Origin of the sequence: Pedobacter insulae (assembly GCF_900113525.1) — a bacterium.
GTDB classification, from domain to species: domain Bacteria; phylum Bacteroidota; class Bacteroidia; order Sphingobacteriales; family Sphingobacteriaceae; genus Pedobacter; species Pedobacter insulae.
In genome coordinates this window covers 255,640-276,889 of sequence record NZ_FOPP01000006.1, presented here as the reverse complement: position 1 = coordinate 276,889, position 21,250 = coordinate 255,640, and the positions used below count along the sequence as shown (strand labels likewise).

The 21,250-nt window shown below is 37.8% G+C and carries 19 protein-coding genes; 9 read left to right on the top strand and 10 right to left on the bottom strand.

Annotated features, from left to right (window positions below):
* Window positions 1-18: 18 nt before the first annotated feature.
* Window positions 19-510 carry a cytidine deaminase gene (locus tag BM207_RS12295; protein ID WP_090994390.1) on the top strand — a complete coding sequence of 164 codons (492 nt, stop codon included), beginning with the start codon at window positions 19-21 and terminating at the stop codon, window positions 508-510.
* Here BM207_RS12295 and BM207_RS12290 read toward each other — a convergent pair.
* Both BM207_RS12290 and BM207_RS12285 read right to left on the bottom strand, forming a co-directional pair.
* Entirely contained in the window at window positions 507-1,520 is a 1,014-nt protein-coding gene (locus BM207_RS12290; protein ID WP_090994388.1) for an Atu2307/SP_0267 family LLM class monooxygenase, read from the bottom strand. The two genes, BM207_RS12295 and BM207_RS12290, sit on opposite strands and share 4 nt — an antisense overlap.
* A 70-nt stretch (window positions 1,521-1,590) precedes the next feature.
* Window positions 1,591-2,310, bottom strand: coding sequence for an alpha/beta hydrolase (locus tag BM207_RS12285; RefSeq protein ID WP_090994386.1), 720 nt, complete (start codon window positions 2,308-2,310; stop codon window positions 1,591-1,593).
* 104 nt (window positions 2,311-2,414) lie between these two features.
* Here BM207_RS12285 and BM207_RS12280 point away from each other — a divergent pair, with 104 nt between their 5' ends.
* Entirely contained in the window at window positions 2,415-5,369 is a 2,955-nt protein-coding gene (locus tag BM207_RS12280) for a DNA gyrase/topoisomerase IV subunit A (protein ID WP_090994384.1), read from the top strand.
* Window positions 5,370-5,468: 99 nt separating this feature from the next.
* Here the strand turns inward: BM207_RS12280 and BM207_RS12275 are convergent, their stop codons facing one another.
* Together BM207_RS12275 and BM207_RS12270 are read right to left on the bottom strand one after the other, a co-directional pair.
* Window positions 5,469-7,316 carry a Xaa-Pro dipeptidyl-peptidase gene (locus tag BM207_RS12275; RefSeq protein ID WP_090994382.1) on the bottom strand — a complete coding sequence of 616 codons (1,848 nt, stop codon included), beginning with the start codon at window positions 7,314-7,316 and terminating at the stop codon, window positions 5,469-5,471.
* Between the two features lie 115 nt (window positions 7,317-7,431).
* A complete protein-coding gene (locus BM207_RS12270; RefSeq protein WP_090994380.1) occupies window positions 7,432-8,466 on the bottom strand; it encodes a hypothetical protein in 1,035 nt (344 codons plus the stop codon).
* Window positions 8,467-8,694: 228 nt separating this feature from the next.
* Here BM207_RS12270 and BM207_RS12265 point away from each other — a divergent pair, with 228 nt between their 5' ends.
* Window positions 8,695-10,776 carry a TonB-dependent receptor plug domain-containing protein gene (locus BM207_RS12265; protein WP_090994378.1) on the top strand — a complete coding sequence of 694 codons (2,082 nt, stop codon included), beginning with the start codon at window positions 8,695-8,697 and terminating at the stop codon, window positions 10,774-10,776.
* Between the two features lie 24 nt (window positions 10,777-10,800).
* Entirely contained in the window at window positions 10,801-11,859 is a 1,059-nt protein-coding gene (locus BM207_RS12260; RefSeq protein WP_090994376.1) for an HmuY family protein, read from the top strand.
* Between the two features lie 49 nt (window positions 11,860-11,908).
* Here the strand turns inward: BM207_RS12260 and BM207_RS12255 are convergent, their stop codons facing one another.
* The 3 genes from BM207_RS12255 to BM207_RS12245 form a co-directional block, all read right to left on the bottom strand.
* Window positions 11,909-12,796 (bottom strand): RsmD family RNA methyltransferase, encoded by an 888-nt coding sequence (locus BM207_RS12255; RefSeq protein ID WP_090994374.1) that lies wholly within the window; start codon window positions 12,794-12,796, stop codon window positions 11,909-11,911.
* A gap of 152 nt (window positions 12,797-12,948) precedes the next feature.
* On the bottom strand, window positions 12,949-13,701 hold the full coding sequence (locus BM207_RS12250) for an ABC transporter ATP-binding protein (protein ID WP_090994371.1): 753 nt from the start codon (window positions 13,699-13,701) through the stop codon (window positions 12,949-12,951).
* Entirely contained in the window at window positions 13,698-14,432 is a 735-nt protein-coding gene (locus BM207_RS12245; protein WP_090994369.1) for an MlaE family ABC transporter permease, read from the bottom strand. Before BM207_RS12245 ends, BM207_RS12250 begins: the two co-directional genes overlap by 4 nt.
* 131 nt (window positions 14,433-14,563) lie before the next feature.
* On the opposite strand from BM207_RS12245, the gene BM207_RS12240 reads away from it, so the two are divergent.
* The 5 genes from BM207_RS12240 to ispG are packed head-to-tail and all read left to right on the top strand — an operon-like array spanning window position 14,564 to window position 19,527.
* Entirely contained in the window at window positions 14,564-15,259 is a 696-nt protein-coding gene (locus BM207_RS12240; RefSeq protein ID WP_090994367.1) for an SDR family oxidoreductase, read from the top strand.
* Between the two features lie 18 nt (window positions 15,260-15,277).
* Window positions 15,278-15,946 (top strand): PspC domain-containing protein, encoded by a 669-nt coding sequence (locus BM207_RS12235; RefSeq protein WP_090994365.1) that lies wholly within the window; start codon window positions 15,278-15,280, stop codon window positions 15,944-15,946.
* Between the two features lie 28 nt (window positions 15,947-15,974).
* Window positions 15,975-16,931, top strand: a complete 957-nt coding sequence (locus tag BM207_RS12230) for a LiaF transmembrane domain-containing protein (RefSeq protein ID WP_090994364.1) — start codon at window positions 15,975-15,977, stop codon at window positions 16,929-16,931.
* Complete coding sequence (locus tag BM207_RS12225) at window positions 16,931-17,533, top strand: RDD family protein (RefSeq protein WP_090994362.1); 603 nt, start codon at window positions 16,931-16,933, stop codon at window positions 17,531-17,533. The genes BM207_RS12230 and BM207_RS12225 overlap by 1 nt, the downstream gene beginning before the upstream one ends.
* A gap of 26 nt (window positions 17,534-17,559) precedes the next feature.
* Window positions 17,560-19,527: a (E)-4-hydroxy-3-methylbut-2-enyl-diphosphate synthase gene (ispG, locus tag BM207_RS12220; protein ID WP_090994360.1), complete on the top strand. Its 1,968-nt coding sequence runs from the start codon at window positions 17,560-17,562 to the stop codon at window positions 19,525-19,527.
* Here ispG and BM207_RS12215 read toward each other — a convergent pair.
* The 3 genes from BM207_RS12215 to BM207_RS12205 all read right to left on the bottom strand — a co-directional run bounded on the left by BM207_RS12215 (window position 19,524) and on the right by BM207_RS12205 (window position 21,223).
* Window positions 19,524-19,946, bottom strand: a complete 423-nt coding sequence (locus BM207_RS12215; RefSeq protein WP_090994358.1) for a secondary thiamine-phosphate synthase enzyme YjbQ — start codon at window positions 19,944-19,946, stop codon at window positions 19,524-19,526. The genes ispG and BM207_RS12215 overlap by 4 nt on opposite strands.
* Window positions 19,947-19,961: 15 nt before the next feature.
* Window positions 19,962-20,813, bottom strand: a complete 852-nt coding sequence (locus BM207_RS12210) for a VOC family protein (protein WP_090994356.1) — start codon at window positions 20,811-20,813, stop codon at window positions 19,962-19,964.
* A 218-nt stretch (window positions 20,814-21,031) separates the two neighbouring features.
* Window positions 21,032-21,223, bottom strand: a complete 192-nt coding sequence (locus BM207_RS12205) for a hypothetical protein (RefSeq protein WP_218155053.1) — start codon at window positions 21,221-21,223, stop codon at window positions 21,032-21,034.
* Window positions 21,224-21,250 lie beyond the last annotated feature (27 nt).

The following is a 21,250-nucleotide window of genomic DNA, read 5'->3' as shown; positions in this document are numbered from 1 at the left end:
TATCTGTAAGTTTAGTTTATGAATACACAAGATTTTACGATTAGCTATGAGACCTATGATTGTATAGAGGAGCTATCGGAATTAGACAAAATGCTTTGTGAAAAAGCAGTGGAAGCATTGGCAACCGCTCACTCCCCTTATTCAAAATTTAGCGTTGGTACAGCCGTATTATTAGCTGATAATCAAATTGTTTTAGGAAGTAACCAAGAGAACGTTGCTTACCCTTCTGGTCTTTGTGCAGAGCGGGTGGCGTTGTTTACCATAGGTGCGAATTATCAACATGGCAGTATCAAAATGATGGCCATAACAGCACATACAGATAATTTTAAGATTACTAGTCCGGTTACTTCTTGCGGGGCCTGTTTACAAGTAATGATCGAAGCGGAGAAAAGGCAAAGCTCTCCAATCGAAGTATTATTTTACTGTATTGATGGAAAAATCTTAAAAGTGAAGAGTATTAAAAGTTTATTACCTTTTGGTTTTGTAGAAGACCGATTGGGGGATAATTAAATTAGCGCTTCTCTAATCTTAGGGGCAATTTTGGTTCCAAAGATTTCAATCGATTTCATCATTTCGTTATGTGAAGGGGCGCCAACATCCATATGCGCAGAGAAACGGGTTAGTCCGAACATTTCCTGCGCGGCCAATATCTTATCTATTGCTTCATTTGCATCACCAATAATTAAGGCGCCTGTTTTACCTCTCCCTAAATCAAACTGATTTTTTTGGAATGGTGGCCATCCGCGTGAGCGACCAACCCTGTCCATTTGGGCCGAATAAAGTGGGTAATAGTAATCGGCTGTTTCGGTACTGTCTTCCCCAAAAAAAGAATGCATGTGTACACCCACTTCAAATTTGGCAATATCGTGCCCGTTTTGTAGGTAAACAGCTTTATAGTACTCAAATAAAGGCTTAAATTGAGCAGGATTACCGCCAATTATGGCAAAAATAACCGGTAAGCCCAGTCTGCCAGCTCGTTCAACAGAAGCAGGTGTTCCGCCTATCGCAACCCAGATTTTTAACTGATCGTTTACAGCTCGAGGAAATATTTCTTGATTGTTTAAGGCGGGTCTAAATTTCCCTTCCCAGCTAATTTTTTGGTTGGCATTAATTTTCAAGAGTAGTTCCAGTTTTTCTTCATAAAGCTCATCGTAATCTTGCAGATTGTAACCGTATAAAGGGAATGATTCGATGAAGCTTCCTCTGCCAGCCATTAATTCAGTACGACCATTTGAAAGGAGGTCGACTGTTGCGAAACTTTGGTACAGCTTAACTGGATCTGAAGAACTTAATACCGAGACAGCGCTACCTAGTTTTATATGCTTAGTGACCGTTGACGCAGCGGCCAAAATTATCTCTGGAACAGAAACTGCATAATCGGGGCGATGGTGCTCACCAATGCCAAAAAAATCCAGACCGACTTCATCCATCAGTTTAACTTCTTCGATAATCTCTTGTAAACGTTGTTGAGTGGACTGACCAATTTGGAGGTCGCCGAACATTCCTATGCCTAGTTCCATAATCTGTTATTTTAAACAAAGTTAATACATTCTGGTTTCGGACAGCTTGATGTAGGATAAGAAAGTATGCCTATTTTTTTAGATATTGGTCCATCAGCTTTGAGTAATCAATTTTCATTTCTGCTGAAATCTCATGTCCAACTTTAGGGTAGGTAAATAATTTAATATTCATTTTATTGCCAATTTCCCCTACTTTCTTTTTAGTTAACAAATGAGGTATGATTTGATCACTTTCTCCCTGAAAAATATAAATAGGTTTTTTGATTATCGCTTGGTGTAGTAATTCTTTGTTGATAAAGGAATGAATTACTGCTGCGAATGGAAATGATGCTTGAATTAAATGGGGATAATGTTTTGCTAGTAGAAAAGAAATATCCCCACCTTGAGAAATACCACTCACCACAGCAACGGTATTGTACTTTTTTTCAATAGCTGCTACAAATTTAGCAATGCTATCTACCGATTTCATGGCTAAGTTATACTGGGTTAAGCTATCTTGTTGATAGTAATTTGTTGGGTAGTAAGAAAATCCACTTCGTTTAGGGAAGTTTCCTTTGGGGATGATTATACGTACTGCAGTTTTTAAAAGGTCATAATCTGCTAAAGTTTCGATTGGATTTCCTCCCGAATAATGAAAAGCGATAAGCAAGGGCATTTTCTTCTTTTTTCCGCCTTTTACAACATCAACATATTCATAGTTTGCTAGTTTTTCATAAACAGCAGTTTTTTCTTGGGCACTAGCAAGGTTTGTGAAAAAGGTAGTTAAAAATAAAAGTATACAATATTTCATCCGTAGTAAATATAAATAAATCTTAACCAACCTTTGTGTAAAACTTCTCTCAAAAATTTTAATTCCAACTGTTATATTTACGCATCCCAATACATTGAAAGCGAATGAGCGAAGAATTAGACAATAACTTAAATGAGACAAACCAGCCGGATGGCGTTGAACATAAACATACAGTTATTCCTATCAATGGACTGTATGAAAATTGGTTTCTCGATTATGCTTCTTATGTAATTCTGGATAGAGCGGTACCGCATATCCACGACGGCTTAAAGCCCGTACAGCGCCGCATTATGCACTCTTTGAAGGAAATGGACGATGGACGTTTCAATAAAGCTGCGAACGTGATTGGAAATACCATGAAATATCACCCGCATGGTGATGCTTCCATTGGTGATGCAATGGTACAAATTGGGCAAAAAGATTTGCTGATCGATTGTCAGGGTAACTGGGGAGATCCTATTACTGGCGATAGCGCTGCGGCGCCGCGATATATTGAAGCCCGCCTGTCTAAATTTGCCAACGAAGTAGTTTTTAATGCAGATACTACCGAGTGGCAGTTAAGTTATGATGGTAGAAATAATGAGCCAATAACTTTACCTGTTAAATTTCCACTATTATTAGCGCAAGGAGCCGAAGGTATTGCAGTTGGATTAGCCACCAAAGTAATGCCCCATAACTTTGTAGAGCTTTTGGATGCTTCTATTGAGATTTTGAAAGGGAATAAATCTAACATTCTGCCAGATTTTTTTACTGGGGGGATGGCCGATTTCTCTAACTACAACGAGGGAATGCGTGGGGGCAGAATTAGGGTGCGAGCTAAAATCACTGAAAAGGATAAAAAGACTTTAGTGATTACCGAAGTTCCGTATAGCACTACAACGGGATCTGTAATTGATAGTATTTTAGTTGCCAATGACAAAGGTAAGATCAAGATTAAAAAAATCGAAGATAATACGGCTGCTAATGTGGAAATTGTTGTGCAATTGGCCCCGGGTATTTCACCTGATGTAACCATAGATGCTTTATACGCTTTTACGGCCTGTGAAATTTCTATTTCTCCGAATACCTGTATCATCAAAGACGATAAACCACAGTTTTTAACTGTGAATGATATTTTAAATCAAAATACACTTTTTACCAAGCAGCTTTTAAAGCGTGAATTAGAAATTAGGCTACACGAATTGCAGGAAAAGATTTTCTTCAGTTCTTTATTGAAGATTTTTATTCAGGAAGGAATGTATAAAAATCCTGAGTACGAGAATGCAGCTGATTTTGAGGTGGTAAATACAGTTTTAAATATTTTATTCGAGCCATTTAAACCTTCATTATACCGGGAAATTTTACCGGAAGATTTCAAAAAACTAATCGATAAGCCGATGAGTAGCATCACTCGTTTTGATGTGAAAAAGGCCGATGAACAGATGAAAGCTTTGGAAGACGAAATTAAAGTTGTAAAAGGTCATCTCCGCCATTTAACTGATTATACCATTGCATGGTTTCAAAAATTGAAGGATAAATATGGTAAAGGTAGGGAGCGAAAAACTGAAATTAGATTGTTCGATAAGGTAGAAGCTTCAAAAGTTGCTTTGGCAAATGTGAAACTTTATATGAATAAAGAGGATGGGTTTATTGGCACAGGGTTGCGTAAAGATGAATTTGTTGGTGATTGCTCTGATATAGATGAGATTATTGTTTTTAGAGAAGATGGAAAGTGTATTGTAACGAAAGTTGCCGAAAAAACATTTGTTGGTAAAGGTATTATTCATGCCCAAGTGTTCAAGAAAGGAGACGAGCGAACCGTTTATAATCTCATTTATAGAGATGGAGCGAGTGGAACAAACTATATTAAGCGTTTTGCCGTATTAGGTGTTACACGAGATAAGGAATATGATTTGACCAAGGGTACAAAAGGGTCTAAAATTCTATATTTTACCGCCAATCCTAATGGAGAGGCAGAGGTAATCAATGTGCAGTTAAAACCTCATTCGAAATTAAAGAAATTGCAATTTGATGTTGATTTTGCGGATATTGCGATTAAAGGGCGTGCTTCTCAAGGTAATATCGTTTCTAAATATCCTGTAAAAAAGATAACACTCAAAAGTAAAGGTGTTTCTACTTTATCTGGTTTGAAGATTTGGTATGACGAGCTTTTGAAACGCCTAAATGTTGATGGAAGAGGAAAATATTTAGGGGAATTTGATGGCGATGATAAAATTTTGCAGGTGAATGCCGCAGGATGGTATGAACTCACCTCATTTGATTTGAGTAATCACTTTGATCCGGGAATTGTTTTAATGCAAAAATTTGATCCCCAAAAAGTATATGGCTTGGTACATTATGATACCAAGGCAAAAAATTATTATGTAAAGCGCTTTACCTTCGAAATGCAGCCTGCAGGTAAAGAAGTGAGTATCATTAGTGAAGAACCTGGTTCGAAGATGATTTTTATTACCGGTAAGCCCGATGCGCAAGTAAAGGTTGATGTAGAGAAGGGAAAATCAAAGACACCGGAAACGTTGATATTAGATTTGGCAAATTTAATTGATGTAAAGGGATTGAAAGCAAACGGCAACCGACTCTCACAACATGAGGTTAAAAATGTTAGCCTGGTTGATGCTGAATCTGAAATTGGGATTAAAGTTGTTGAATCAGTCGTTGTAGATGATGTAGAGCCAATAGCGGTTGAACAACATGATTTGGAACGGGCAGAGCAGTCGTTAATTAAAGAGGAAACAGTTAACGAGGTGATTATAGAGGAAGTTGTACCAGAAGTGGTGGAGGAATCTACATTGCCGGAAATTAAAACAACAAAAGAGCCTGTTGTGGAGTTGAAGAAGAAGCCTGTATTTAAGACGGAGAACAGGGGGTTGGAAAATCAGGAAGGCCAAAGTTCTAAACCACATCAGGAAGAACCGGTGCCAATCGTCGAACAACCAGCAAGCAGCAGTGATGAACCTAAGAAGAAAGAAGAACCTAAACCAGTAAAGAAGATAGATTTAGAGATTACTAACCCTGAAGATATTAAGATTGATGATAAAGGACAATTAGGGTTTTTCTAAGATTGTATGCGAATCCTAATCCGTCATTGCGAGGTACGAAGCAATCTGATTGTAAGATTGCTTCGTACCTCGCAATGACGGAAGTGCCAATAACCTGGTTTATTTTATAGCCTTGTCAAACGCACTGGCCCCGCCAACCACTGGTAAAGTAAGCGAAGTGCCGTTTAAGTCAATTGTTATTTCAGTACCTGCTTTAGGCCAAAGCGTAAATTCTCTATCGCTGGAGAAGATCATTAAAGCGATCTGTTTGCCCGCAGGAATAATTTGATCATCTGGCTGAAGGTTAAATTTCAATTCAACAAACTTACCTGGTGTTAAAGGGGAACTTTTGCTAATCGATTTGCTGTTCTGGGGATCTGCCCAGCCGCGTGTAATTACATTGTCCATTAACTTTACACCCGTGCCTTCACTCCAAGGTAAAGCTACCAACCACACCGAAAAATTCGCTGCAGGTTTACTACTGGCTAACTTCACAGTCAACTGAGCAAGACCGGACAAATGAATGGCTTCTTTTAAAATGGGACTAACATATAGCAAACGATGATCAGACTTTTCGGCTTTAGCCAAGTCTTTTCCTGCAAAAGAAACATCATCAATTAACTTTTCTGAAATTTGTTTCGCTGGTTTAGTTGTCGACAGATTCCCATGTGTATTTCCTCCAGCTCCAAGATATAATTTTACATCGCTAGCATTTGGGTTTGGATAGTTTGCGTATGAAGTTGGATTAGCATTTGTTTCTTTCTCCCTTACGATCCATGCTTTTGGATCTTTCTCAACGTCATTCTGAATTCCAAATAAGTAGCGTGTAAACCATCTGTTCATCATTTTCATTGGTGGTGGACCGCCGTGGCCACCCTGATGATAATAGATCTGTACTGGTAAACCTTTCGCTTCAGCTGCCTTGTAAATTCTGTAGCTATGCTCTGGCATTACATTCCAGTCGTTAAATCCGTGCGACATCAGTAAAGCTGCTTTCATAGGTTTCATGGCGTTTAGATAATCCCTACCAGCCCAAAAATCATTGTAATCTCCTGTTACGCGATCCATTCCTTTTGCCATTTCCTCATCTCTCACCGTTTTATTGTTATAGGCTCTTTTATCTTCTGCTCCACTATGGATGAAATCATATAAAACATCAATGTCCTCGCCTAAGTAACCTCCAGGGTTTCTAATTAAACCGTTTGAACGATAATAATGATAGTAAGAAGTATTTGGTGCAACTGGTATAATTGCTTTTAATCCTTCTACACCAGTAGTTGCAGCGGCAAGGGGAAGTGTGCCATTGTAAGACGTTCCCGTCATACCTACATTTCCAGTACTCCAGAATGCTTTCACTTTTTCATTTCCATCTGGACTAGTAAAGCCATTATCTTTTCCAGACAACCATTCAATTACCGCTTTTGGAGCAAGCGATTCATTAAGTCCGCCTACTGTCGGTGAACCTTGCGAAAGTCCTGTGCCCGGCGATGAAGAATGTACAATAATATAGCCTCTTTTAACCCATTCTCTAATTAAGGAGTTAGAGATAATTGGTCGTTTACCAATACGCTTTACGTCAGGGTGTATACGCGCAACTGGCGGTTTTTCGCCTACTTCATGTTTTACATCCCAAAAAGTGCCGGGTGCGGTGCCTGCAGTTCCGGCAAAATATGGACTTGTTTCGTAAATGATTGGAAGTTTTAATCCTTCAGTTTCTGTCTGAAATGGTCGCGTCACGCTCACATGCATACGATCTAGTTTTCCATCGCCATCGGTATCGAATGTGGTTTCAACCCAAAGGTCATGGCGAAGCCACTTATCGGGTGTATCAAAAGCAGGTACAATTTGAGCTTCTCCATCTTTAAATACAGGCTTTGCTTTTTCTTGTGCAATAGCTGAAGAAGTAGCGGCAATGAATAAAAGTGAAAAACAAATAGCTTTTCTGCTTCTTAATTTAATATTTATCATGTTTATGAGTTTGGTTAGTCATATTAGTTTATTATTTCTTAAATATAAAAAATCCCATCCTATTAATTTACAGGATGGGATTTTCTATCTTAATTTTTACTTAATACCAAAGGTATTATTGGTATTGAATATAAACAGGTATTGGTTTTAACTTCATTAACTCTTCTGGAGTCATTAAACGATTTGGTGCTTTTTTCAAGTCGTTTTTGTAGAATATTTTAAAGCCTGTAAATTGTACCGGTTCACCGTAAATAAAATGGCGATAAGTACCGAGTTTCAGATCCGGCTCGCCCCAGCCATCCATGTGCATTACGATTTGTACTTCTGGTCTGAGTTTGATGCTAGGTGAATTGCTTACCATCTTACGGGTGAAACGGTGAATGACAAAAACTTTGGGAGGCAGATTATATTTTTTCACCATGTCTGCCAAATAACCTGATACATAATTAATATCAGCGGCATCATAGGTTCCGATTTTTTTGCCAGGTAATGAACCATCCTTCATAGAGAATTCTGGATCTATGCCCAAATGGACGTGAGGCAATTGAAGATATTTTTCAATATGAGGTAACTCTGCTTTTAGGTTACTAAGGGCAACTTGTAAATCTAAAAATACAATGGTATTAGGTTGCATTTTTGCAATCTTTAACACAGAATCGATCTGCTTATTACCCATTCTATTGATATATTTTCCATCTTTTCCCGGAGTTCCACTGGCAACAGCAGCGATATAATGTAAGCCCACTTGTACGGGTGTGCTAGGATCTACTTTTTCCCAATGCTTCACTTCTTTATTTAAACGTTCCCACATTTCTTTTGGAGCATATTCTCCAAGTGCACCCATTTTTTTCGAATGTAGGTTTCCATAATAAACAATGATACGCTTAAAAGGAAGTATTGCTCCATCAAGCGGGTAAGGATGTTTTTTTACCGGCCATTTTCCAGTAGTATCACCGTTAGCCAGTTTTTTCATAATCGCATCATACTTTGCCGTATCCACTGGGGCACGTAAATTTTCTTCTTCTACAACTTCGGCAGTGTCTTTAACGGTAGTTTTCTCAACATTTTTCTTTGTATCTGTAGTACAAGAAAAGGTAGAAAGAGCAGCGATAGCAAGTAATAGGGGAGCTGTAAGCTTAATTAGTTTCATACTGGTAGATTAAATCCAACATCAAAAATACATTATTTCAAATACTAGCTAAGTTATAATTATCAACACCCTGATGTTAAAGTTATAAGGTATTTATAGTCAGTTATTTATGTAAATAAATAAGTCAAACGACTTAACTGCTAATTAGTTAATTGTAATATTATTTGTAATTAGTCTAAATAAGTCATATCATTGCTTCGTTATTTGAAATCATTCTAAATAATAAAAATGAAACGACTTATACTACTATCAATTTTTTATTTATCTGTTACTATCTCTTTTGTGTTTGCTCAAAAGGAAGATTCGACAAAACATATCGCTAGCGAAAAAGTTGATCAATTAAACGAAGTTGTAGTTACGGCTCAATTCGGACCGCAATCGCTTAAAAATTCCGTTTACAATGTTCGGATTATAAATGCGGAGAAAATTAGACTAAGAGGGGCCACTAACATCCAACAAGTGTTGAACACAGAATTAGGTTTTCGTTTTAGCAATGATTTAACTTTAGGTACAAACGACGTAGAGCTGATGGGGATGAGTGGTCGGAATATCAAGATACTTTTGGACGGTGTTCCTATGGTGGATCGTTCAGATAGCCGGGAGAGCTTAAATCAGATAGACATCAATACGGTAGAACGAATTGAAATTGTGGAGGGACCGGTTTCTGTAGTATATGGCACAGATGCTCTTGCAGGTGCCATCAATATCATTACGAAAAACGTTGGGAAATCATTGGTTAACGTCTCGGCACGTATACAAGATGAAACAGCAGGAAATGAATATGGTTTATTACGCGGTAAGGGAAATCACAATAAGAATATTAGCGCGAATTGGCAAAATAATGGCTGGAATTTACTGACAGGGTTTACCCATAATGATTTTGGAGGTTGGAATCTAGCGCCCCGAACTGCAACGATAGCAGAAGTAAATTCCGTTGCAAATAGATGGAAGCCGAAGGAGCAATTTTTGGTAAATACTAAAGTCGGATATCGAAATGATAACTTCAATATTTGGTATCGTTTTGATGGTTTAAATGAAGCCATTGAGAGTAGGGGAGGTATGAATCCCAATAACTACAAGAGAGAGTTGCAAACTTATACTACCCATCGTTATACGCAACAACTTCAATCGGCATGGCAAGCCGCAGAGCGGTTGCAATTTACCGCGATAGCAGGTTATACGAACTTACAAAGATCAACGAAAAGCTTAATTCATGATTTTACAAACAACAGCGAGGTGTTATCGACTGAAGCAGGAAAGCAGGATGTCGCCAAATTTCATGCTGCCATAATTAGGACGACTGCTATTTACTCGCCTTCAAAAAGTATATCTATCCAGCCTGGTTTTGAACTGAACAGCGATGTAGCAAGTGGAGCTAGGATTAAAGGAGCACCAATCATTAACGACTATGCATTTTTTGTTTCTTCAGAAATTAAACCAACGGAAAAGATAAACATCAGACCCGGATTGCGTTTTATTAAGAACTCGGTATATGATGCACCTTCCGTAATTCCATCGCTCAATGCCAAATTTAGCTTATTGCATGCACTGGATCTTCGCTTAGCTTATGCCCGCGGTTTCCGTGCTCCGGCTCTACGTGAGTTGTACTATGATTTTTTTGATGCCAGTCATTCCATTATGGGTAACACCAATTTAAAGGCAGAGGAATCGAACAGCTTTAATGGATCATTAGCACTTCATGTTTTAAAGTTACGGACTACCTTATCTGGTTTTTATAATCTATTTAAGAACAGAATTGACTATGGAGTTGATGCTTCAAATCCATCGGTTACTACGTTAATCAATATTGCTAAGTACAAAACAACTGGCGCAACCCTTGATAATAGCTTGATTTTAAATAATCTTCAAATGAATGTAGGCTTCGCCTATATTGGGAGGTTTAATAGTTTAGGTGATAGTGAACCAATCTTAGAACTTCCAGAATTTGTATGGTCGCCAGAGCTCACTACTAACCTAAGTTACACTTTTACAAAAATGAATGGCAATATAAGTTTATTCTATAAATACGCTGGTTCCCGACCTAGTTATCAATTAAGTACAGAGCATAATGCACAAAATGCTAAGCTGGTAAAGGTTGGTGCATTTAGCTGGGCAGATTTGATGTTGAACAAGAATTTATATCAGAACATTACGGTTACAGCAGGGATTAAAAATCTTTTTGACATCACACAATTGACAAACAGTTCTACAGCTAGTGGTGGTGCACATAGTATAGGCGGTGCAACTCTGCCTTACAGTTATGGACGCTCTTATGTGCTTGGTGTATCATTTAATTGGAATAAAAATTAATAAATAATATATATAAATAATATCATGAATAAATTAAATTCAATACTAGCCGTTACCCTTCTGGCGATCACATTTACCTCTTGTAAAAAGGATGATGAACCAGTTTTAGTTATTCCACCATCTGATGGAAGCATATTAACCTTAAATGCTGAAGCGGCAATAGGAACTGGTGCAGCAAATTCAGTATTTGTGGACCTAAGTGCAGATGAGCAGACGAAGGTGCTGAGAACAAGTTGGACATTGGGTTTCTATTCAGGTAGTGATTTTAAAGTGATTTTAAATAATACCGCTGGCGCTACGGCCAAAAGGATCGAGAAAACAGATTTGAATGCAGTAACCGCAGCGGATTTTGTTCAATCGGAAGTTGCGCTTGATTTAATGAATCCAAATGTGAATGAATTTGTAAAAATTGATGACCCTAGGGAGTCGAGTATTTTAAATAAGACAGCTATTGCTGCAGTGTCTGCTATCGAATCAGAGAATAAAGTGTATTTGGTTAGTCCTAGTGGCGGAACCCATACCTCAGTAATTACTGCCGAAACGGTTTACAAAGTGCGGATTTTACGGAAGGGGGATGGGTACGCCTTACAGTATGCTAAATTAAATGAAACTACTTTTAAGACAATAGATATCAGGAAAGACGTAACCTATAATTTCGGATTTGTATCACTTGACGAGGGGAAAGCTGTAACCGTTGAGCCTCAAAAACACCAATGGGACCTCGTATGGTCATGGTCTATCTATTTTGGAGGGGGTGGTGCTTATCCTTATGGGTTTTCGGATGTAGTTTTTATCAACTCTTTAGGCGGTACACAAGCTGGTGAAGTACTTAGTTCGACAATTAGTTACGACGATTTTGCAGCGGCAAATATTGCCAGTGTAACCTTTAGTGGAGCTCGTAACGCAATAGGAGATAAATGGAGAAGCACCCAGCCTGCTACCGGGATAACAGCCCGTTTTTATGTTATTAAAGATGCTAGCGGCAATGTTTACAAATTAAAATTCGTAAGTATGGGTGTAGGTGGAGATGGCGGTGAGCGCGGTAAACCCGTAATCGAATATAAGTTGATTAAGAAAGGATAGGGTTGTTTTGTTAAGAATAGGCTTTCGTGGATGCGGAAGCCTTTCTTGGCTAACTTTTAAACTTATTAAATTTTCCAAATACACCTAATGGTAACTTGATACCCGAAGTTGCCTGTAGGAAGAGCTCACCAGTTTCTAAATTTTTAACCTGTGGGAAAGATGTTTTAATCAGATTTTCTACAATTACGGATGAAAACCCAAGTGAGTAGGTATTAAGAATCAAGAAATGTTCTTCTTCATCCAATAGCTGAACCACGTCTTGCATCATTTCCTGAATATGGTCTTCCAATTTCCATTTCTCCCCGTTTGGTCCATGCCCGAAAGCAGGTGGATCTAAAATAATGCCGTTATATTTTTTACCTCGCTTTAGTTCTCTTTTTACAAACTTTAATGCATCTTCCACTACCCAACGAACATCTTTTAATTTTGAAAGTTCTTGGTTTTCGTTTGCCCAATTTACAACTTGTTTGATCGAATCAACGTGTGTAGTATCAGCGCCTGCTGCTTTGGCAACCAAGGAGGCTGCACCTGTGTAAGCAAATAGATTGAGGACCTTTGGAGATTGTTTTTTAAATTTTTTAATGCTGGATGAGATATAATCCCAGTTTACAGCTTGTTCTGGAAACACGCCAACGTGTTTGAATGAAGTAAGTCCCAAACGTAAATTGATGCTAATATCGTCATTCTGATATTTTACATTCCAGCGGTCAGGCGCACTTTTATCCACTTTTAGCCATTCTCCAGAAGTAGCAGAGCGGCCTTTAAAGTTAATATGTGTTTTTTTCTTCCACTCTTGTGGTGATAAAATCTTTTTCCATACAGCTTGGGGTTCAGGTCGGCATAAAATCAAATCGCCGAAACGCTCCAATTTCTCGAAATCACCACAATCTATTAATTCGTAATCTTTCCAGTGTGTAGGGGTTAAAAGTTGTATCATGATAAGAAGAGAGGTTAATTGGTTAAGCGTATAAACTGGTTAATTGTTTCCTTTTTGTTCCCGTCATTGCGAGGAGTTGCGAAGCATGAAGCAAAGCAATTTTAACAACAATGCTTTGAGGAGATTGCTTCGTATCTCGAATGACGGCCCGACTAAAACTTTCCTTTTGCAGCTTTCATAAATCGGCTTGCAAAAACAAAATCATTTAATTCTTCAATATCTGTTTTAGCGATTTCTTTGTTAGAGCCTTCCCAGAATTTTTTGCCTTCGTGCAAAAAGATGATATAATCTCCGATACCCATTACTGAGTTCATATCGTGGGTAACTACAATGGTAGTGGTATTATACTCCTCGGTTAATTCTTTAATTAACTCATCAATTACGATTGATGTCTTAGGATCAAGTCCAGAGTTTGGCTCATCGCAAAAAAGGTATTTTGGATTCATGGCGATTGCCCGGGCAATTCCAACTCTCTTTTTCATTCCTCCAGAAAGTTCTGCAGGGAAGAGTTTATTTTTTCCTTCAAGATTTACCCTGTCTAAACAGAAATTTACTCTGTCTAATTTTTCGCTATTGCTTTGCTCGGTGAACATATTTAGCGGAAACATCACGTTTTCTTCAACGGTCATTGAATCGAATAAAGCAGAGCCTTGAAAAAGCATACCAATTTCTTTTCTAATTTCAATTCTTTGCTCGAAGTTAAGTTGAGTAAATTCACGACCATCATATTCTACACTACCTTGCTCGGGTTGATGCAAGCCGATCATGCATTTCAATAATGTGGTTTTACCTGATCCTGAGCCACCGATAATCAAATTGGTAACACCAGCTTCAAATTTACCCGAAATTCCCTTTAAAACCTCATTTTCGCCAAATGATTTGTGGATGTCTTTAATCTCGATCATAATAAAAGCTGGGTTACAATATAATCACAAGCTAAAATGCTAATACAGCTTACTACAACCGCACGGGTACTTGCTTGCGCAACTTCTAAGGCTCCACCTTTAACATAAAATCCTTCATACGCGGGCACCGAGGTAATGATAAAACCAAAAACAAAGGCCTTTGTTAAAGCAACATTAATAGTATAGGGATTGAAATCGGTAGTGATACCTTGAATATACTCAGCTGCTGAAATGGCTCCAGACAATGTTCCTCCTAAATAACCACCCCCAATACTTAATACCATTGAAATAATTACCAAAACCGGAACCATGGTAATTCCGGCAATAATCTTTGGAAGTATTAAGTATCCAGGAGCATTGATCCCCATAATTTCGAGCGCATCAATTTGTTCTGTAACGCGCATAGTACCAATTTCTGAAGAAATAGCGGATCCAATTTTTCCTGCTAAAACGATCGCACTAATGGTTGGGCTTAACTCTAAGATACTTGAATCACGATTAACTGAGCCAATAATTGTTTTCGGAATAAAATCACTTACCAACTGGAACGCAATCTGTAAAGTCATTACTGCCCCTATAAAAGTAGAAATGATGCTAATTAGCCCTAAAGAACCGACGCCAATAAAATCCATTTGCTGAAAAATGGCCTTTATATATATTTTAGTTTTTTCTGGTCTTCTGAAAACAGCTTTTAAAAGCAGAATATATTTGCCAAAATTGGTAAAATTCATTATTTATAGTTTAGCTGGTAAGTAACATAATATACAAAGAAACAACAAAAATGTTCTCCCATTAAGTATTTATGCAAAAATATTATTGATTATGGATATAAATACTCTTTTTTGTGTCAAAAAATAAAAAGATGAATGCAGTTATTACAGGGGCTTCGAAAGGAATAGGAAGGGCTATCGCTTCGATTTTAGCGCGAAATGGCTATAATTTGGCGATATGTGCGAGAAATTCATCGGAGCTAAAAACATTTCAAAATGAGTTGCAAGATTTTGGCGTTACCGTTTTTGCTCAGGCAATAGATTGCAGCAAAAAGGAGGAAGTAATTTCTTTTTTTAATTCTGTTAAAGCTAAAATGCCGACTATTGATGTACTGATAAATAATGTTGGTACTTTTATACCGGGCAATTTTTTGGACGAAGAGGATGAAGTGTTTGAAATACAGCAACAATTGAATGTGAATGTTGCCTATTATATGAGCAAGAATTTCGGTAAAATGATGCGTGATGCAAGATCTGGACATATTTTTAATGTATGCTCCGTTGCCAGTCGGCAAACAGTTGAAAATGCAGGGAGTTACTCTGTAACAAAAACAGCGATGCTAAGTCTTAATAATGTATTACGGAAAGAGTTAGCACAATTCAATGTAAAAGTTACTGCGATTTTACCAGGTTCTACATTAACTGCTTCTTGGGAGGGAACAACGATAGCAGCCGAAACATTTGTACAGCCTGAAGATATTGCAAATTCAGTTTACTCCATTTTAAGTTTAAGTAGTGGAGTAAATGTTGATGAAATAGTACTAACGCCGTTAAAATTTGACAAATAAATAATAGGAGAAATAGAAATGGAAAAGAAATTATATAGAAACGAACACGATAAGGTTTTCTCTGGCGTTTCCAGTGGTTTAGCAGATTATTTGGGATATGATGTATTATTGATTAGGATCCTATTTGTATTGTCAGCCGCTTTTACAGCTGGAGTGATGTTATTGGTATACATTGTTTTTTGGATAGTGCTTCCAGCTAAAAACGATCCTTCTGCCCGTTTTTCTCAATTTAACAACTATTACCAAAAGCAGGGCCAATCCTTTAATGACCCTATGTTTAACTCTCCTAATGCTTTCAGCAATCCAGCCAATAGTGATGCGCAAACAAAATGGAATACACAAAATGCAGGGCCAAATTTTACGATGCCGAATAATGCAGATTTCAACACTGTTCCAAAAGGCAATGATACTGGGCGGACTGTTGCGGGTTTAATAATTTTACTATTAGGGGTTTACTTTTTACTTAAACAATTTATTTTTATACCAATTTGGTTCAGCATTTATAAGTTATGGCCACTAGTAATTGTCGCTGTGGGTATTAGTTTGATCTTTAAAAACAAAAGAAAAACAGAATGGGAGCAGTTTAAAAGAGAAACTGAAGAAGCTAAAAAGCCCTCGGCAGAGACGCAAAATGAACCGGTTGTTGTGAAAGATGAAAATAATGACACAACCGCACCAATTGTATAAGTTTAACAAAAAAAAACACATAAATACGATGAAACTTGACAGAGTAATTTGGGGTGTGCTCCTATTATTTATAGGCGGTGTACTATTATTAGATAACTTCGGGGTTATAGAATTTTATTGGCGAAATGTATGGAGTTTTTGGCCGGTATTTTTAATCATACTGGGCGTAAATATATTGTTCAATAAGAACAACTCGCAAACGGGTAATATTATTTCATTAGGAATTTTAGTAGTAACCTTATCATTCTTATTTGTAAAAGGGCAAACGAAACCAGCGCACGGTTTGTGGTGGGATAGGGATAGTATTCACATCGACATTGATGATGATGAATGGAAAAATGCCCAACATTCAAAGCTTAATTATGCCGAACCGTTTTTACCTGGAGATGCAGAGAAGAGAACAATTTTAAATATAAGCGGAGGTGCAAATACCTACGAATTAAAAGGGGAAACAGATAGTTTGTTCGCTGCTGATGTGAGAGAAAATAGAAAAGGTATGAAGTTTATGCTTCGTAAAGATGTGGCTGATTCGATGAATACGATTAATTTTAAAATGAATGGGAAGTCGAAAAGTCCATATTTTGGAAATAACGGAAATTCTGTAGATTTTTATTTAAATGTACAGCCAACATGGGAAATGAATGTAGCAATGGGAGCTGGAAGTGTTGATTTTGATTTGACGAAGTATAAAGTTAGAACATTTAAATTTGATGGCGGGGCCGCTGATATTGATGTAAAGATTGGTAATTTATTGCCCATTACTGATGTGAATGTAAAGGTTGGTATGGCCGATATAAAAATCGAAATTCCGGAGAGCTCAGGCTGCCGAATCGTAACCAGAACTGGTTTTTCTTCTAGAGATTTCGATGGTTTTACCAAGTTAAAAGATGGCACCTATGAAAGCGCGAATTACCAAAACTCTACTAAGAAAATATTTATTAACTTAGATGGAGGATTTAGTAATTTTGAAGTGAAAAGGTATTGATGAAATACACAGTTGTTATCAACGGTAAGCCCGAAGGGCCATATGAATTTGAGGAATTAAAAGCATTAGCTATCAAACCCGAAACCTTTATCAGGAAGCCGGGAATGGACGACTATAAAGAGGCTCACGAGTTTGAAGAACTACGTGAGCTTTTTGGTTTTCGATATCAACAAACTGCGCCGCAATATTTTGCTTCGTTTGATCAGAGACTATTGGCTTCGGTAGTTGATTACTTCTTTATAACATTGGCATATGTGATTTTTATGCTATTGATTTTCATAGTTGTTGAGCATAAAACCCAACGTATTTTGGTTGGGGTAACTTTGTTACCATTAATTCCAATCGTTAAGTTTGTTTATAGCAGTTTTGCCGAAGCTTCTGCAAAGCAAGCAACAATTGGAAAAAGATTACTAGATATTAAGGTGACTGATATGCAGGGCAGCAGGATTGAGCTAGGTGTGTCGTTAGGTAGAAACCTGGCAAAAGTGTTATCGGTTTTGCCATTGTTTTTTGGGTATTTGTATAGCTTTTTAAATAAGAAGCAACAGTGTTGGCATGACATCATTGCGAATACATTGGTTGTAAAACAGCGACTGATTTAAGGCGTTTTTAATTATCTTTGTACCGCATGGAAAATTTATCGGTAAATCATGAATTAAGTGGCGGTTATTGCAATAGTTTAACCTCGTACTCACGATTTTTAACTAAAGAGATAACGATTGGTCATCTACCAATGGGAGGGTTAAATCCGATCCGGATCCAATCAATGACCACAACCGATACGATGGATACTTTGGCAACGGTGGAACAGACCATTAGAATGGTACACTCGGGCTGTGAGTATGTGCGTATTACAGCTCCTAGTATTAAGGAAGCCGAGAATCTAGCAAATATCAAGAAAGAATTACGTGCAAGAGGATACGATGTTCCCTTAATTGCAGATATACATTTCACACCAAATGCAGCAGAATCAGCCGCTAGGATAGTTGAAAAGGTTCGCGTAAACCCAGGTAATTATGCAGATAAAAAGCGCTTCGAGAATTTAGCTTATACAGAGGAGTCTTATCAAGCAGAACTGGAGAGAATTTATAAAAAGTTTACCCCTTTAGTTAAAATATGTAAAGAGTACGGTACTGCTATGCGCATTGGTACCAATCATGGTTCTTTATCTGACCGAATTATGAGCCATTATGGCGATACACCACGTGGAATGGTCGAGTCAGCGATGGAATTTATCCGCATATGCGAAGACCAAAATTACTATAACCTTTGTATTTCAATGAAGGCCAGTAATACGCAGGTAATGGTACAAGCCTATCGATTGCTCGTTCAAACGATGGTAAAAGAAGGTATGAATTACCCACTTCATTTGGGTGTTACAGAAGCTGGTGATGGTGAAGACGGTAGAATTAAGTCCGCAGTTGGAATTGGCACCTTGCTGGCTGATGGCTTGGGAGATACCATAAGGGTTTCTTTAACCGAGGATCCAGAGTTTGAAGCCCCTGTGGCTAGAGCATTAGCAGATCGGTTTGAACGACGGGCAACGAGCATTGAAAGTTCAAAGTTGAAAGCAGAAAGTTTAACATACTCTCCCTATGCGTATGCTCGAAGAGTAACCCAATCTGTAAATCAAATTGGCGGGCATCATCACCCTGTGGTAATGATTGATGTAACCAAACAAAATTTAAAAGATCCTTATTTCTTAAGTCAGTTAGGCTATAACTACAGTGCGGGCTTGGATAAATATAACTTAACCGATTTGGCATGTGACTTGGTTTATTTAGGGGATGAATTGCCTTCTTTTTCTTTCCCTGGAAATTTAAAACAAGTTTATAATTATGCGACATGGCTTAAGTTAAGCGATAAGCAAAATTGTTATCCATTACTTACTACAGAAGATTATAAGCACGCCCAATTAGGCGACAATGAACTGAATTTTCTAGTGATCAACGCTGACGAATTCGAAGTTACTAACCTTCCAGTTTTTCAGCCTTCAACAATAGTTGTGCTCGAAACCAGCCAAGAAATGGGGATGCAACAACAACGCGCTTTTTTTGTAGCCCTGCAAGCACAAAACATCCAAGTACCGGTTATTATTAAAAGAACTTATTTAAATGTTGATGCTGATCAATTGATGTTGTATGCAGCAAGTGATTTGGGAGCATTGTTAACAGATGGTTTTGGTGATGGTGTATGGATTAATGCCCCAACAACTATAGGTTTATCATTGGTTAATTCAAGTAGCTTTGGGATTTTACAAGCTACCCGAACGCGCATCAGTAAAACAGAATATATTTCCTGTCCAAGTTGTGGCAGAACGCTTTTCGATTTACAGGAAACCACACAATATATCCGTTCAAAAACCGACCATTTAAAAGGTATTAAAATTGCCATTATGGGCTGTATCGTAAACGGACCTGGAGAAATGGCCGATGCTGATTATGGTTATGTTGGCACTGGCCCTGGGAAAATTACCTTGTACCGTGGTAAAGAAGTGGTGAAAAAAAACGTAAATACTCCATCAGCATTAAACGAGCTCATAGAGATTATTCGTGAGGATGGAAATTGGGTTGAAGTTGCTGAATTAGCAAATTAAATACCCCAAGCCGTTATTACCACATTTCTACTACCACCATAATTTCTGTGCTCGCATAAATAGATTCCTTGCCAAGTTCCGAATGCAGGTTTTCCGTTAGTAATGGGAACGAGTATGGAAGTATCTAACAATGCCGATTTTAAGTGAGCCGGCATGTCATCCGAACCCTCATAATCATGTTCATAATCTGGATCGTTTTCTGGAACAGCTTTATTGAACCACATTTCGAAATCCTCCCTTACTGTTGGATCTGCATTTTCGTTAATCGTTAAAGACGCTGATGTATGTTGCATAAAGACTTGCAACATTCCCGTAGTTAAACTTTTAATTTCTGGAATTTCATTTAAAATCTCTGTAGTAACGAGATGAAAACCTCGGCTTCTAGCTTTTAGAGTTAGTGTTTTTTGAAAAATATTCACCTGATAAGAAAGTGTTTACGAGATAGAAGCTTGTACAATTTGCTCAATGTTTAATTTTCGCATCGACATGAATGCCTTAGCCGCCTTACCTGCTTTTGCGGGGTCGCTCATTATTTTTCCTAGTATAGTCGGAATAATTTGCCATGATACGTTAAATTTATCTTTCAACCAGCCACACATACTTTCCTCGCCGCTTTCACTTAGTTTATTCCAGTAATAATCTATTTCTTCTTGTGTTTCACAATAAATTGTTAGCGAAACGCCCTCTGTGAACTTAAAATCATGAGCAGCCGCACTTTCCATTAACATAATTGCTTCGCCATCTAATTTAATTTGCGCATGTTTTACTTTGCCTTCCTCATCTGGTTGTTCGTTTGCCTGGTAACGAAGAATGCCGTCGGTAATTGCATTTTTAAAAATCGAAGAATAGTGCGCAATTGCCTCATCAACCCGCCCATATTGTTTGCCAGTGAACATTAAACAAGGAGTTATTTTCTGTCCTACATCACTTATTTTTCCTACTGAAAGCTGCCATGAAACGCCAAATTTGTCTGTGATCCATCCATATTTCTCTGCCCACGGATATTTCTCTAGCGCCATCATCACTTTTCCCTCTTTTAGAAACGCACTCCAGATTTGATCAAGTTCTTGTTCCTCTTCGCAGATGTAATAAAACGAAATGGAGGGATTAGGCTGAAACATCGGGCCACCGTCTAATAAGACAAATTTTTGTTCCATCACCTCAATTTCGGTTACTATATGCGACTGAGATGTAATTTTAGCCTGCGCAAAAACGGAGCAGTACATAGTTGCTGCTTCCTTTGCCTGGTTATTGAACCATAAGCAAGGGGTAATTTGTTTATTCATCTCAATATTATTTTGGGTTTATTAAAAATCCTTTCGAAAGTAATCATTTTTAGTGGTTTGCATTATTCTGAGTTTATCAATTGTTTTACCGAATTTATTAAACAATTTATATAAAAAGAAAGAGGCTGCTTCATTTCTGAAACAGCCTTTGTGTAATATTAAACTTTTTTAATACCCAGGGTTTTGCACTAAATATCTAGGTAAATTGGAAGCTCCATCTATTTTAACCTGTAAAATTCTTTAACCGTATCTCTGGCCGGCTCTTCATAATTACGGTATTCCTGAGTTGCTTTTGCAGTGGCGATGCCATCCGGATTTGGATAGCGTAGCAATAAATCATCCTCCCATTCATCAAGATTGTTTAAAGGATTTGCTTCCTTCGCGGTGAAGTCGTTTTGATTTGTACTCATCCTCTTACATAAAATTTGGTTATTCTA